Below are 13,302 nucleotides of genomic sequence, written 5' to 3' on the forward strand. Positions count from 1 at the left end.
CCGGGCCTGTCGCGGTCGCTGCCGTCACAGTTACAGGGCAGGCGTCCTTGCACCTTAAACTGTCATGGTGAGTGACCAGCTTGAGCGACTTGACCGACTTCCCCTCCGGACCAATCTGCGTGGACTGAGCCCCTACGGTGCACCGCAGCTCGATGTCCCCATCCTGCTCAACGTCAACGAAAACACCCATGGCGTGCCGGCCGACGTGCAGACCGCCATCACGGAGGCCGTCGCGGCAGCCGCCACGGGCCTGAACCGCTACCCGGATCGCGAATTCACAGAGCTCCGTGAAGCACTCGCCGAATACCTAGGCCACGGTCTCTCCGCCGACAACATCTGGGCCGCTAACGGCTCCAACGAGGTACTCCAGCAGATCCTCCAGGCCTTCGGCGGCCCCGGCCGCAAGGCCCTCGGCTTCCCTCCCACGTACTCCATGTACCCGCTGCTGGCCAGCGGCACCGACACCGAGTACGTCCGCGGCGTCCGTGCGGAAGACTACGGCCTGGACGCCGCCTCTGCCGCGGCGCAGGTCCGCGCAACCGGTGCGAACATCGTCTTCCTCTGTTCGCCCAACAACCCCACCGGAACAGGGCTGGGCCTGGACGTCGTCGAGGCCGTCTATGAAGCCGGTGAGGCCAGCCAGGCGATCGTGATTGTCGATGAGGCGTACCACGAGTTCGCGCACGACAACACGCCCAGTGCCCTCACCCTGCTGCCGGGCCGTGAGCGGCTCATCGTCTCGCGCACCATGAGCAAGGCCTTCGCGCTGGCCGGTGCGCGGCTGGGCTACATGGCCGCCGCCCCGGAGGTCGCTGACGCCATCCGACTGGTCCGCCTGCCCTACCACCTCTCGGCCGTCACCCAGGCCACGGCTCTCGCTGCCCTCCGGCACCGCGAGGCACTCATGGCCGACGTCGAGGACATCAAGGTCCAGCGCGACCGCATCGTCAGCGAACTGCGCCGCCTGGGCCTCAAGCCCGCCGCCTCCGACTCGAACTACGTCTTCTTCGGCGGCCTCGGGAACCCGCACGCCATCTGGCAGGGCCTGCTCGACGCCGGCGTCCTGATCCGCGACGTCGGAATCCCCGGCCATCTGAGGGTCACCGCCGGAACTGAGACGGAAACCACAGCCTTCCTCGAGGCGCTGGAATCCCTTCTGGGCGGCCAGGCGCCTTTGCCCGCCTAAACTGGTAGCTAGACCCAGCCAATCCTTCGTACATAAGGACATATCAATGAGCGAATCCGGTGCCACGCCGTCCGCCGCCCGCACCGCACGCATGGAGCGTGCCACGAGCGAATCCTCCGTCCTGGTTGAAATCAACCTCGACGGCACGGGCCTCTCGGACATCAGCACCACGGTCCCGTTCTATGACCACATGCTGACGGCGCTGTGCAAGCATTCCCTCATCGACATGACCGTCAAGGCGACGGGCGACACCCACATCGACGCCCACCACACCGTGGAAGACGTGGCCATCACCTTCGGCGAGGTCCTGCGCACCGCCCTGGGGAACAAGGCCGGCATCCGCCGCTTCGGCGAGGCCACCGTTCCGCTGGACGAGGCACTGGCCCACGCCGTCGTCGACGTCTCGGGACGCCCCTACCTGGTGCACGGCGGTGAGCCCGCCGGACAGGAATACCACCTCATCGGCGGCCACTTCACGGGCTCCCTGACCCGTCACGTCTTCGAAGCCATCACGCTGCACGCCGGCATCTGCCTGCACATGAACGTCATCGCCGGCCGGGATCCGCACCACATCGTCGAGGCCCAGTTCAAGGCCTTCGCCCGTGCACTGCGCGCGGCCGTCGAGCCGGACCCGCGCGTCGACGGCATCCCGTCCACCAAGGGTGCCCTGTGAGCGCCCAGATCCTGAAGGACGGCGCCGTCACCGACTCCATCGCCGCCGCCAAGCCCGTGTCCGCCGAAGGCAAACCCACGGTCACGGTGCTCGACTACGGCTCGGGCAACGTCCGTTCCGCTGTCCGCGCCCTAGAACGGGCCGGCGCCGAGGTCATCCTCAGCGCCAAGCCCGAGGACGTGCTCAACGCCGATGGTCTCCTGGTCCCCGGCGTCGGGGCCTTCGAAACCGTCATGAAGGAACTCAAGGCCGTTGACGCCATCCGCATGATCGGCCGCCGCGTAGCCGGCGGACGTCCCGTGCTGGGCATCTGCGTGGGCCTGCAGGTCCTCTTCGAAGCCGGCGTGGAACACGGCACCGAGGCCGAGGGCATGGGCGAATGGCCGGGCAAGGTCGAACTCCTGCCCGCCAAGGTGGTCCCGCACATGGGCTGGAACACTGTCCAGGTCCCGGAAGGCTCCAAGCTGTTCGCCGGCGTCGAGCAGGAGCGCTTCTACTTTGTGCACTCCTATGGCGTGCAGGAATGGAACTTCGACGTGGTGCAGCCGCGCATGGCCCCGCCGCTGGTGACCTGGTCCGAGCACGGTGCCCCGTTCATCGCGGCCGTGGAGAACGGGCCGCTCTGCGCCACGCAGTTCCACCCGGAAAAGTCCGGCGACGCCGGTGCCCGTCTCCTGCGCAACTGGGTGGACGGGCTCCGCAAGCCTGCCGCTACCCAGGCCGGTACTGCCCGGGCCGGAACAGCCGGAACGGACGCCGCCTAGATGTGGTCCGTGGTCCTCATGGGACTCGCCGGCGTGCTGGTGGGCGGGGGAATCTCCTTCCACCAGCAGAAGAAACCCCGCTGGGTCTCCATCTCGTTCTATGTGCTGGCAGGCATGTCCCTGCTGGCCGCCTACCTCCTGACGCTTCCGGGCAACTGACGCCCGCCGTCCCCAACAACCTCCGAGGACCCTCATGACCAGCTCCGAAACGTCCATCCTGGAACTCCTGCCCGCCGTCGACGTCGTGGATGGCCAGGCCGTCCGCCTCGTCCAGGGCGAGGCCGGCAGCGAAACCAGCTACGGCACCCCGCTCGAAGCAGCACTGAACTGGCAGAACAACGGCGCCGAATGGGTGCACCTGGTGGACCTTGACGCCGCCTTCGGCCGCGGCTCCAACGCCGAACTGCTCCGCGAGGTAGTGGGCAAGCTGGACATCAAGGTGGAGCTTTCCGGCGGCCTGCGCGACGACGAATCCCTTGAGCGTGCCCTGGATCTGGGCGTCGCCCGGGTGAACCTCGGCACGGCAGCCCTGGAAAACCCGGAATGGACCCGCCGCGCCATCGACCGCTTCGGTGACAAGATCGCCGTCGGGCTCGACGTCCGCGGCACCACCCTGGCCGGCCGCGGCTGGACCAAGGAAGGCGGCGACCTCTGGGAGGTGCTCGCCCGCCTTGAGGACGCCGGCTGCGCCCGCTACGTGGTCACCGACGTCACCAAGGACGGCACCCTGCAGGGCCCCAACGTCGAACTGCTGCGCCAGATGGTCGAGAAGACCGGCAAGCCCGTGGTGGCCTCCGGCGGCATCTCCAGCCTCGAGGACCTGCGCGTGCTGCGCGAACTCGTTCCACTCGGCGTCGAGGGCGCAATTGTCGGCAAGGCCCTGTACGCCGGTGCCTTCACCCTGCCCGAGGCCCTGGACGTGGCCGGCCGCCGCTGATGCGGGAGCCGCAAGCACAGCCAAACCCTGCAGAGCTGCCCAAGCGGGACCAGCCCCGACGCGAGCTGCCGGGCCATATCGCCGCAGCATTGGCCGGTGCCGGGGGAGCGGGCGATTCCGCAGGCCAGCCCTGGGCCGGGCGCAGCCTTCTCGGCGATGACGCCAATATCCACAACTTCGAGGACGACGACGGCTCCGCAGACGCCGGATACCTCGCCGCCCTCGCCGGGCTGCTGGCCGGGACCGGCGGGGAAGCCGCCGTGGTGAAGGCCCTGGCGACGGCGCGGGTCTTCGTGCCGGTGGTGGCCCAGCTGGCCGAGGAATCCGAAGGCGTGGACGGCCTGCACGCCGACAAGCAGGCCGACATGGCCTTGGTCACCCTGAAGGCCCCGGACGGCCGCACGGCCATGCCGGTCTTCACCTCCGCCGCGGCGCTGGAAGCCTGGCATCCCGAGGCCAGGCCCGTGGCTGTCTACGCTGCACGGGCGGCACTCTCTGCCGTGTCCGAAGGCGCACAGCTCCTGGTGCTGGACCCGGGCTCCGACTTCGCGTTCGTGGTCCGCCGACCCGCGATGTGGGCCCTGGCACAGCAGCAGGACTGGACGCCGTCCTACCTTGATGATCAACTGGAGTCTGCTCTCGGTTCCGCCGCGGCGGCCTTTCCTGCCGTCCGCCGCCTGGAGACACATCCCGGCGGGGGCGTCGGATCGCTCACGGCCGGCGGCCTGCCGGTCGCCGGCGGCGGCGCGGGACCGGAACTGCGCGTGGTGCTCTTCCTCGAAGACGGTCTCGACGCCGCGGCCGTCCAGGCCCTGGTTGCGGGGCTCAACGAATCGTGGGCACGGCTTGATGCATTTGCGGAAGGCGTCGACTCCATCGAGGTCAAGCTGCAGCGTGCGGCGCAGGAGCCCGCACCGCAATAACGGCGGCACCGGTTTCCCCCGGGGCTGCCCCGGGGGAACAAAGGATGTAGCTCGTGAATTTCGCTCTCTACAAAGAGATGCTGTCCATCGTGCCGGTCAGGCGGCTCCTGCTCGTGGGCATGATCGCCCGCATTCCGCACTCAGCAGCCGGCGTGCTGCTGACGCTGCACATCGTCCTGACACTCAAGCAGGGTTACGCCGCCGCCGGCGCCGCAGCCGCGGTCATGACCATCGGCATCGCCGTCGGCGCTCCCTGGCGCGGGCGCCGAGTGGACACCGCCGGGCTGCGGAAAGCCCTGATCCCCTCGGTGATCTCCGAAACCGTGATCTGGTCCATCGTCCCGCACGTCAACTACGAATGGATTCTTCCCCTCGTGTTTGTCGGCGGACTCTTCACGCTGCCGATCTTCAGCGTGGTCCGGCAGTCCCTGGGCGTCATGGTGGACGGCGAACAACGCCGCTCGGCGTTCGCCCTTGACTCGATTGCCACGGAACTCGTTTTCATGATCGGGCCGGCCGTGGGCGCCATCGTCGCTACCAATGGCTTCACCGTCGCGGGCCTCACTGCGGTGGGCGTCTCCGTGTCCGTGGCCGGGCTGTTCCTCATCTGGTTCAACCCGCCCACACGCAGCGAGGATCTCTGCACGCCGGAAGAAGCCGCGGACCGTGCCGCGGATGATCTTGCCGCCGCCGAAGCGGCCGTGGTTGCCTCCGCCCCGGCCCATGTCCAGGAAGCGGCCTCCGAAATGGCGCCGGGCACCGGATCCCGCGGCGGGTCCTTCAGGGGCAGGCTGGCGCGCAACTTCACCTGGTTCACCGCCTCCGTCGCAGCCCTGTTCGCCGTGGCGGGCGGCGCCGGCATGGTGCTCAGCGGAACCGACGTGGGCATCGTGGCACTGCTGGAACGAGGCGGGCACGAAAGCGAAATCGGCATCGTGTTCTTCTTCTGGTGCGCCGCCTCGGTGGTGGGCGGCCTCATCTACGGGGCCATGCACCGGCCCGTCTCGCCGATGCTTCTTCTGCTCGGCATGGCGGCACTGACCATTCCGATGGGCTTCGCCCAGGACACCTGGACCCTGGCCCTGTTCTCCCTGCTGCCCGGCCTGCTGTGCGCGCCCGTGCTCTCCGCGGCGTCCGAGAAGGTCGCGGACCTCGTGGACGAGGACCGCCGGGGCGAGGCCATGGGCTGGTACGGCTCGGCCCTCACCGCCGGTGTGGCGCTCGGGTCGCCGCTGGCCGGCGTGTTCATCGACGGGATCGGCCCCTCGGGCGGCTTTGTGGCCGTGGGGACGGCAGGCGTGGTGTTGTGCCTGGCAGGCCTGGTGCTGATGAAGGGCAGGCGTGTGGCCAGGGTCTGAGCCCGTTCCCCGGGTGTGTAGTCAGCTGCGGTGAGCCGGCAGCGCCCCTCAGCAGCGGCACCCTTAAGCAGACGACGACGGCGGGCCGACCTTGAAAGGTCGGCCCGCCGTCGTCGTCTGCTTGTTTTTGCCCGAACGCTAGTTAACCGGGCCGGTGAATTTCTCGCCCGGACCCTTGCCGGGCTCGTCGGGGATGAGGGAGGCTTCGCGGAAGGCGAGCTGGAGGGAGCGGAGGCCGTCGCGCAAGGGGCCGGCGTGCTGGGAGCCGATCTCGGGAGCGGCTGCGGTCACGAGGCCGGCCAATGCCGTGATGAGCTTGCGGGCTTCATCGAGGTCCTTGAGTTCTTCAGCGTTGGCGTCGTCTGCCAGGCCGACCTTGACGGCCGCGGCGCTCATGAGGTGGACGGCGCCGGTGGTGATGACCTCCACGGCCGGAACTTCCGAGATGTCACGGATCTGCTGGGCCACACCGGCGTCGGCGGCGGGTGCCTCGCTGTAGGAATTGTGCAAATTGCTGTCTGAAGTGCTCATGCTGCTAAGCTTGTCACAGACCGACTGGAAGTCGTTATTTTGCTGTGTTGAATCCCGCCGCGCTTAATGTGCGCTTGGCGGGGTATTTCTGTAGAATTGGTTTTCAGTTTGCAAGCGGAGATCTCTCCCACCCGCGTCAGCCGTTTCCCTCAGGGGATAGAAGTTGCCGGGTACTTGGTCGGACATTGCCCGTGGGCCCAGCCCACAAGCAATGCGCACTGCCCCATGGGCAGCCTGCTCCGATCTTCGAGGCCTTCGATTGCGCCAGCAATTGGGGGCCTTCTCTATTTTGCCGGTGACACTCACCACAACCACAGGAGCTTTAACATTAGCGAGCCAAGAATCAATGAGCGTATCCGCGTCCCCGAGGTGCGGTTGGTCGGCCCTGCCGGCGAACAGGTAGGAATCGTCCGCATTGAGGATGCACTGCGCCTTGCTGCCGAGTCCGATCTCGATCTCGTTGAAGTTGCCCCGCAGGCCAAGCCTCCTGTTTGCAAGCTGATGGACTTCGGCAAGTACAAGTACGAAGCAGCCGTCAAGGCCCGCGAAGCCCGCAAGAACCAGACCAACACGGTTCTGAAGGAAATCCGCTTCCGCCTGAAGATCGACAAGCACGACTACGAAACCAAGCGTGGCCACGCCCTCCGCTTCCTCGGTGCCGGTGACAAGGTCAAGGCCATGATCCAGTTCCGTGGCCGTGAGCAGCAGCGTCCGGAGATGGGCATCCGCCTGCTCCAGAAGTTTGCCGAAGACGTCGCCGAGGTTGGCATCGTCGAATCCAGCCCGCGCATCGACGGCCGCAACATGGTCATGGTGATCGGCCCGCTGAAGAACAAGGCAGAGGCCAAGGCTGAAGCCCGCCGCGCCGCCCAGCGTGCAGAGGCCAAGGCCCAGAACGAAGCCAAGGCAGCCGGCCGCGTGGACCTCACCGGCGAAGATGTGCCGATGACCCAGTCCTTGGCAGACCTGATGCCCGCAGGACTGCTCGCAGCCGCCGAAGAGCCCGCTGAGGAAACCGCAGCAGAGGCCGTGGAGGTTCCCGCAGCGGAATCTCCCGTGGTCGAAGAAGCCCCGGTTGTTGAAGAGGTTCCGGCAGTTGAGGAAGCTCCGGTTGTTGAGGAAGCTCCCGTAGTCGAAGAGGCTCCGGTGGCCGAGGAAGCACCCGTGGCCGTAGAAGCCCCGGTGGCCGAGGAAGCACCCGCAGCTGTCGAAGCTCCGGTTGTTGAAGCGGCACCGGCCGAGGCAGCCCCGAAGCCCGTGGTTCCGAAGCCCGCCGTTCCGGCAGCTCCGAAGCCCGTCGCCAAGCCGGCAGCCCCGAAGCCTGCAGCCCGGCCTGCGGCCCCCAAGGCCGCGCCGAAGCCTGCGGCACGCAAGACAAACTAGTTCAATGCCGCAGGAGGCCAGCCTCCACACGGCAAGCAACCAGCACGCCGCCCCATGGGGTCGGCTGCACGAAAGAACTGCGGACCACGTCCGCGGACACGTAAGGAGATCGGTTCCCATGCCGAAGATGAAGACCCACAGCGGTGCTAAGAAGCGCTTCAAGCTGACCGGTACGGGCAAGCTGCGCCGCCAGCAGGCCAACCGCCGTCACTACCTGGAGCACAAGTCCTCCAGGCTGACCCGCCGCCTCGCCGGCGACAAGATCGTCTTCAAGGGCGACGCAAAGGTCATCCGGAAGATGCTCGGCATCTAAGTTCCAAGTTCTCTGGTTTCTGCCAACCGGCAGTAACCGACTACACCAAAAGCCTTCTCAGGCCGGCCGGGTTTCCGGCAGTAGCAGCTTGGGATAAAGATTTCTGAAGGAGTACGCACGTGGCACGTGTGAAGCGGGCGGTAAACGCCCACAAGAAGCGCCGGGTTGTCCTTGAACGCGCAAAGGGTTACCGCGGTCAGCGGTCTCGCCTGTACCGCAAGGCCAAAGAGCAGCTGCTGCACTCGTTTGTGTACAGCTACGGCGACCGCCGCAAGAAGAAGGGTGACTTCCGTCGCCTCTGGATCCAGCGCATCAACGCTGCATCCCGCGCCAACGGCCTCACCTACAACCGTCTGATCCAGGGCCTGAAGGCCGCTGAGGTCGAGGTTGACCGTCGCATGCTGGCCGAACTGGCCGTCTCCGACGCCAACGCTTTCACTGCTCTGGTGAACGTTGCCAAGGCTGCACTGCCGGCCGACACCTCCGCTCCGGCCGCCAAGGTTGAAGCCGCTGCTCCGAAGGCTGCCGCCAAGGCTGCTCCGGTCGCCGCTGCCGCCACGTCGGACATCGAGGGCGCCGTTGCTGCCGTTGAAGGCGAAGACGCTCCGGAAGGCTACGCCATCAAGGGCAACGCCGAGTCCAAGAAGTACCACGTTCCGGGTTCCACCTGGTACGACGCCACCGCCGCTGAATACTGGTTCGCCACGGTTGAAGCTGCAAAGGCTGCCGGCTTCGAGCCGGCCGGCGGCGAAGGCCGCCAGCAGATCAAGAACTAGTCGCAACTGCCACTAAAGTTCTTATATGAACGAAACCGGGCGCCCGCAAGAATTTCCGATGTCCAACCCCCGAGCTGATCGGGTGAGGGATGTCGCAAAGCTTGCCGGGCGCCCGGCGCGTTTAAAACGCGGACGGTTCCTGGCCGAGGGGCCACAGGCCGTCCGCGAGGCCCTGGCCCTGCACCGTGGGCGGATCGCGGCAGGGGGGCCCGGCGTCGTGCATGAAGTGTACGCGAGCGAGGCCTGCCTCGACCGCCTCCCCGAGCTCGCCGATCTGGCTTCGGGCACCGTCCTGAGGCTTGCCACCGACGAGGTGCTGTCCGCCATGGCGGACACCGTCAATCCGCAGGGGATCGTGGCTGTTTGCAGTTTCGTGGATGTGAGCCTGGACTCAGTGCTCGACGCCGGTCCCCGCCTGATCGCCGTCATGTGCCAGGTGCGCGACCCCGGCAATGCAGGCACCGTCCTGCGTGCTGCCGACGCTGCCGGGGCCGACGCTGTGGTGCTGACTTCCTCCAGCGTGGACATCTACAACCCCAAGGCTGTCCGTTCCACTGCGGGTTCCCTGTTCCACCTGCCCGTGGTGCTGGGCGCAGAGGTGGATGAACTCGTGGCCCGGTGCAAGGAACTCGGCATCGGTGTCCTGGCTGCCGACGGCTACGGCACGCTCAACCTGGACAAACTCCAGGACGAAAACGCTGCCCGGCGGCTCGGTTCGGCAGACGTCGCCTCTGACTACGCACTGGAAGCCCCCACGGCCTGGCTGTTCGGCAACGAGGCCCAGGGCCTCTCCGACGCCGAACTCGCGCTGGCGGACCACCGCGTGGCCGTGCCGGTCTACGGCTTCGCTGAGAGCCTCAACCTGGGCACCGCCGCCACAGTATGCCTCTACGCCAGCGCGCGGTCCCAGCAGGGCTCCTGAGCCTGCCCAGGGCCTGCCCATGCACGTCGGCACCCCGGCGCTGCACGCCACCACGGAACGCCACCACGGGACGCAAAGCAAACGCCCGTCCACGGATGTGGGCGGGCGTTGCGTTTGCTGCAGATGGTGCCGTCAGGTGGTGGACTTACGTCCGGTGATCGCGCCGTAGACGCCGGCCACGGCCAGGCCGCCGACGATGGCCAGGACCCAGGAACCAAGGTTCCAGAACTCCATCTTGCCGGAACCCAAGACCAGGTCACCGATCCAGCCGCCGACGATCGCGCCGACCACACCCAGCACCAGGCCGGTCAGCCAGCCACCTCCGACCCTGCCGGGCATGATTGCCTTGACGATCGCTCCGACAATGAGTCCAAGAATGATCCATCCGAGAAAACCCATGGCGCCTCCTTCGGCTCAGGGCCGTTGTGCGGCCCGGTTCACGGCCCAAAACTAACACGCGGCTCTCGGATAGTCAGTAGCCTTGGCGATTTGATTGTGCACCTGGCGGGGCCGTAACGGTACGGTATTGCTTGCAGGGGAGCGCCACCGACGTCCCTCTTCCTGCCGGTTCTCCCAATTCCCTGAATCCTGAAGAGGTGAAGCTTTCGTGGCTGCAAGTGGCGGTACCAAAGCGATCGTGGCGGCCCTTGCCGCCAACCTGACGATCGCCGTACTGAAGTTCATTGCGTTCGTCCTGACGTTATCGTCGTCCATGCTGGCAGAGGCCATCCACTCGGTGGCCGACTCCGGCAACCAGATCCTCCTGCTGGTGGGCGGCAAGCGCGCCAAGCGGGCGGCGAGCCCGGAGCACCCGTTCGGCTACGGACGCGAACGCTACATCTACGCCTTCATCGTCTCGATCGTGCTGTTCAGTGTGGGTGGCCTGTTCGCCCTCTACGAGGCCTGGGACAAGTTCCAGCACCCGCACGCCATCGAGGGCGATTTCTGGTGGGTGCCGCTGGCCGTGCTGATCGGAGCCATCGTGGCCGAGTCGTTCTCCTTCCGCACAGCCATCATCGAATCCAACCATGTCCGCGGGAACCAGAGCTGGATCAATTTCGTCCGCAATGCCAAGCAGCCTGAACTGCCCGTGATCCTGCTCGAAGACCTCGGCGCACTGCTTGGCCTGGTGTTCGCCCTCTTCGGCGTGAGCATGACCCTGATCACCGGGGACGGCGTGTGGGACGCTTTGGGCACAGCGATGATCGGCCTGCTGCTGGTTGCCATCGCCGTGATCCTCGCACTGGAAACCAAGTCCCTGCTGTTGGGTGAGTCCGCAACCAAGGACGACGCGGCCGGGATCGCGCGGGCCATCGAGGCCGACGGCACGCGGATCATCCACCTCAAGACCCTGCATCTGGGGCCGGAGGAGCTCCTGGTCGCGGCCAAGATCAGCGTCGAGGCCGCCGACACCGGGCAGGAGATCGCGAAGGTGATCGACGACGCCGAGGAACGGATCCGCGCGGCGGTCCCCATCGCCCGGGTCATTTACCTTGAGCCGGACGTGGAGCGCGTCCAGGCATAGCGCACGTCAGTCACAACGCAGAAGGGCTCCCGCGAAAACCCGCGGGAGCCCTTCTGCGTTTGAACTTCGTGTGACGGATGCCGTCTAGGCCGCGAGTGGCCGCCTGCGTTCCAGCAGTCCGCTCAGGAGTGCGATGCCAAGGCCCAGCATCGCAAGGCCCGCGCCAACGTAGGCCGGGGCCACATAGCCCCAGCCCCACGCGATGACGGTGCCGCCCAGGAACGCCCCCAGGGCATTGGCGACGTTCAGGGCGGAATGGTTGAGCGAGGAGGCCAGCGACGGCGCATCCGGGGAAGCGTCCAGCAGTCGCGTCTGCAGCGGCGGGACCAGCATGGAGCCGATGGCCCCCACAACGAAGGCCATGATGAAGGCCGACCACGCCCAGTGGGCCGCAATGCCGTAGACAACGAGGGCCACGGCGATGCCCGGCATGACCAGGTAGATGGTGCCCATGACGGACTTGTCGGCAATCCGCCCGCCGATGATGTTGCCGACCACCATGCCGAGTCCGTACAGGGCCACCACCGCGGGAATGAGGAACTCGGGAATGCCGGCCACGGAGGTCATGGTGTGGGCAATGTAGGTATAGACGGCAAAAAAGCCGCCGAAGCCGATGACGCCGATCAGCAGGGCAAGCCAGACCTGGATGCGCTTGAGCGCGCCCAGCTCACGGCGGATGCTGGCCTCTGGGTGGGCCGGCTCGAACGGGACGAATTTCAACAACATCACCACCGTGGCCAGGCCGATGGCGCCTACCACCACAAAGAGCAGCCGCCAGCCAAAAGTCTGTCCAAGCCAGGTGGCCAGCGGGACGCCGATCACGTTCGCCACTGTCAGCCCGCCCATGACCATCGAGATGGCCCACCCCCGCTTGCTCGGGGCCACCAGGCCGGCTGCGATGACGGCGGCCACGCCAAAGAACGCGCCATGCGGCAGCCCCGAGGCGAAGCGGGTGACCAGCATGGTGGCGTAGTCGGGGGCAATGAATGACGTCAGATTGGCAAGGCTGAGGAACAGCATGAGACCCAGCGCCAGTTGCTTGCGGGGGAGCCGGGCGCCTACAGCGGCGAACACCGGGGCGCCGACCACGACACCGAGGGCATACGCGGAGATCAGGTTCCCGGCTTGGGGGGTGCTGATGTCCAGTCCGGACTCGATTTCCTTGAGCAGGCCCATCATGGCGAACTCGGTGGTGCCGATGGCGAAGCCGCCCATGGCCAGTGCCAGGATGGCCAGTGCAAGGTGGCGGTTTCTGGCTTTGGCGGCGACGGCGGTGGTGGCAGTTGTAGTCATGGGCCTGTTCTTGTGGTTGCCTCGAGGCGAAGGGAAAGAAAATCTGATTTCAATTCTACGGGCCGGCCGGGGGCCTTGGCCCTGGAATGTGACGGCTTCCACGCCGGCGCCGCCCATAGACTGTTCCGGTGACTGGACTGATACATGTGGTCGGCGCCGCCGTCGTCGACTCGCTGGAAAACCCAAGCCGCCTCCTTGCCGCCCGGCGGACCGCTCCGCCGCAGTTCGCGGGCATGTGGGAGTTCCCCGGTGGAAAAGTAGAGCAGGGCGAGGCTCCGGAGGCTGCGCTGCACCGGGAACTCGCCGAGGAGCTGGGCGTCACCGTGCGCCTTGGCGATGAACTGGAGTCGGGCGCCGCCTCGGGATGGCCGCTGAATGAGCGGGCCGCCATGCGCGTGTGGTTCGCCGAGGTGAGCGATGGTGAGCCGCGCCCGCTCGAAGACCACGATCAGCTGCGCTGGATCTCACTGGGTGAATGTGATGAAGCTCTCAGCTTGCCGTGGATCCCTGCCGATCTCCCCATTGTCCGGGCATTGCTGGCCCGGGTGACCACGGCCGCGTGACCGCCGAGACAGCCTCTTCTGCAACGTGCTCGCGGTGAAGGCTGCAATGACCCCCGCGTGCAGAAGCTCTTCAAACTGCTCACCCCGCAGGACATGAAGGACTTCATCGAGGCCGAATTCAGGGGGCTCGTTATCCCTGTTCGCCAGATCTCGCA

General features: G+C 66.6%; 16 protein-coding genes. 13 read left to right on the forward strand and 3 right to left on the reverse strand.

The window, feature by feature from the left end; translation table 11 throughout:
* The first annotated feature begins 67 nt into the window (after positions 1–67).
* The 7 genes from J1902_RS05505 to J1902_RS05535 are packed head-to-tail and all read left to right on the forward strand — an operon-like array spanning position 68 to position 5,841.
* On the forward strand, positions 68–1,186 hold the full coding sequence (locus J1902_RS05505) for a histidinol-phosphate transaminase (RefSeq protein WP_207615246.1): 1,119 nt from the start codon (positions 68–70) through the stop codon (positions 1,184–1,186).
* Between the two features lie 46 nt (positions 1,187–1,232).
* Positions 1,233–1,859, forward strand: a complete 627-nt coding sequence (gene hisB, locus J1902_RS05510; RefSeq protein WP_207615247.1) for an imidazoleglycerol-phosphate dehydratase HisB — start codon at positions 1,233–1,235, stop codon at positions 1,857–1,859.
* Positions 1,856–2,623 carry an imidazole glycerol phosphate synthase subunit HisH gene (gene hisH / locus J1902_RS05515; RefSeq protein WP_207615248.1) on the forward strand — a complete coding sequence of 256 codons (768 nt, stop codon included), beginning with the start codon at positions 1,856–1,858 and terminating at the stop codon, positions 2,621–2,623. The genes hisB and hisH overlap by 4 nt, the downstream gene beginning before the upstream one ends.
* Positions 2,624–2,782 (forward strand): CG2302 family histidine operon protein, encoded by a 159-nt coding sequence (locus tag J1902_RS05520; protein ID WP_200846897.1) that lies wholly within the window; start codon positions 2,624–2,626, stop codon positions 2,780–2,782.
* 34 nt (positions 2,783–2,816) lie between these two features.
* A complete protein-coding gene (gene priA, locus J1902_RS05525) occupies positions 2,817–3,560 on the forward strand; it encodes a bifunctional 1-(5-phosphoribosyl)-5-((5-phosphoribosylamino)methylideneamino)imidazole-4-carboxamide isomerase/phosphoribosylanthranilate isomerase PriA (RefSeq protein WP_207615249.1) in 744 nt (247 codons plus the stop codon).
* A complete protein-coding gene (locus J1902_RS05530; RefSeq protein WP_207615250.1) occupies positions 3,560–4,483 on the forward strand; it encodes an SseB family protein in 924 nt (307 codons plus the stop codon). The genes priA and J1902_RS05530 overlap by 1 nt, the downstream gene beginning before the upstream one ends.
* A 53-nt stretch (positions 4,484–4,536) precedes the next feature.
* Positions 4,537–5,841, forward strand: coding sequence for an MFS transporter (locus J1902_RS05535; RefSeq protein ID WP_207615251.1), 1,305 nt, complete (start codon positions 4,537–4,539; stop codon positions 5,839–5,841).
* Positions 5,842–5,979: 138 nt separating this feature from the next.
* On the opposite strand, the gene J1902_RS05540 is transcribed toward J1902_RS05535, so the two are convergent.
* Complete coding sequence (locus tag J1902_RS05540; RefSeq protein WP_207615252.1) at positions 5,980–6,372, reverse strand: DUF1844 domain-containing protein; 393 nt, start codon at positions 6,370–6,372, stop codon at positions 5,980–5,982.
* 369 nt (positions 6,373–6,741) lie between these two features.
* On the opposite strand from J1902_RS05540, the gene infC reads away from it, so the two are divergent.
* From infC to J1902_RS05560, 4 genes are all read left to right on the forward strand, one after another.
* Positions 6,742–7,755: a translation initiation factor IF-3 gene (gene infC, locus J1902_RS05545; RefSeq protein ID WP_372434381.1), complete on the forward strand. Its 1,014-nt coding sequence runs from the start codon at positions 6,742–6,744 to the stop codon at positions 7,753–7,755.
* Between the two features lie 118 nt (positions 7,756–7,873).
* Positions 7,874–8,068 carry a 50S ribosomal protein L35 gene (gene rpmI, locus J1902_RS05550; RefSeq protein ID WP_003798720.1) on the forward strand — a complete coding sequence of 65 codons (195 nt, stop codon included), beginning with the start codon at positions 7,874–7,876 and terminating at the stop codon, positions 8,066–8,068.
* 119 nt (positions 8,069–8,187) lie between these two features.
* On the forward strand, positions 8,188–8,844 hold the full coding sequence (gene rplT, locus J1902_RS19780) for a 50S ribosomal protein L20, sunset domain variant (protein WP_207615254.1): 657 nt from the start codon (positions 8,188–8,190) through the stop codon (positions 8,842–8,844).
* Between the two features lie 25 nt (positions 8,845–8,869).
* Positions 8,870–9,766 (forward strand): TrmH family RNA methyltransferase, encoded by an 897-nt coding sequence (locus tag J1902_RS05560; protein WP_207615255.1) that lies wholly within the window; start codon positions 8,870–8,872, stop codon positions 9,764–9,766.
* A gap of 132 nt (positions 9,767–9,898) precedes the next feature.
* Here J1902_RS05560 and J1902_RS05565 read toward each other — a convergent pair whose 3' ends face one another.
* Positions 9,899–10,165, reverse strand: a complete 267-nt coding sequence (locus tag J1902_RS05565; protein WP_207615256.1) for a GlsB/YeaQ/YmgE family stress response membrane protein — start codon at positions 10,163–10,165, stop codon at positions 9,899–9,901.
* 208 nt (positions 10,166–10,373) lie between these two features.
* Between J1902_RS05565 and J1902_RS05570 the strand changes: the two genes are divergently transcribed.
* Entirely contained in the window at positions 10,374–11,291 is a 918-nt protein-coding gene (locus J1902_RS05570; RefSeq protein WP_207615257.1) for a cation diffusion facilitator family transporter, read from the forward strand.
* Positions 11,292–11,375: 84 nt separating this feature from the next.
* Here J1902_RS05570 and J1902_RS05575 read toward each other — a convergent pair whose 3' ends face one another.
* Positions 11,376–12,584, reverse strand: a complete 1,209-nt coding sequence (locus tag J1902_RS05575; RefSeq protein WP_207615258.1) for an MFS transporter — start codon at positions 12,582–12,584, stop codon at positions 11,376–11,378.
* A 128-nt stretch (positions 12,585–12,712) separates the two neighbouring features.
* On the opposite strand from J1902_RS05575, the gene J1902_RS05580 reads away from it, so the two are divergent.
* The gene (locus tag J1902_RS05580) at positions 12,713–13,147 is read left to right on the forward strand and encodes a (deoxy)nucleoside triphosphate pyrophosphohydrolase (RefSeq protein WP_207615259.1); all 435 of its coding nucleotides are present in this window, start codon (positions 12,713–12,715) and stop codon (positions 13,145–13,147) included.
* Positions 13,148–13,302 lie beyond the last annotated feature (155 nt).

Origin of the sequence: Arthrobacter cavernae (genome assembly GCF_017368795.1) — a bacterium.
GTDB lineage: Bacteria > Actinomycetota > Actinomycetes > Actinomycetales > Micrococcaceae > Arthrobacter > Arthrobacter cavernae.

Bases quoted from the DNA above. Each gene is read 5' to 3' on its own strand.
- rpmI (WP_003798720.1), top strand. From the start codon at position 7,874: ATGCCGAAGATGAAGACCCACAGCGGTGCTAAGAAGCGCTTCAAGCTG.
- J1902_RS05520 (WP_200846897.1), top strand. From the start codon at position 2,624: ATGTGGTCCGTGGTCCTCATGGGACTCGCCGGCGTGCTGGTGGGCGGG.
- hisB (WP_207615247.1), top strand. From the start codon at position 1,233: ATGAGCGAATCCGGTGCCACGCCGTCCGCCGCCCGCACCGCACGCATG.
- J1902_RS05540 (WP_207615252.1), bottom strand. From the start codon at position 6,372: ATGAGCACTTCAGACAGCAATTTGCACAATTCCTACAGCGAGGCACCC.
- J1902_RS05575 (WP_207615258.1), bottom strand. From the start codon at position 12,584: ATGACTACAACTGCCACCACCGCCGTCGCCGCCAAAGCCAGAAACCGC.
- J1902_RS05560 (WP_207615255.1), top strand. From the start codon at position 8,870: ATGAACGAAACCGGGCGCCCGCAAGAATTTCCGATGTCCAACCCCCGA.
- priA (WP_207615249.1), top strand. From the start codon at position 2,817: ATGACCAGCTCCGAAACGTCCATCCTGGAACTCCTGCCCGCCGTCGAC.
- J1902_RS05530 (WP_207615250.1), top strand. From the start codon at position 3,560: ATGCGGGAGCCGCAAGCACAGCCAAACCCTGCAGAGCTGCCCAAGCGG.
- J1902_RS05565 (WP_207615256.1), bottom strand. From the start codon at position 10,165: ATGGGTTTTCTCGGATGGATCATTCTTGGACTCATTGTCGGAGCGATC.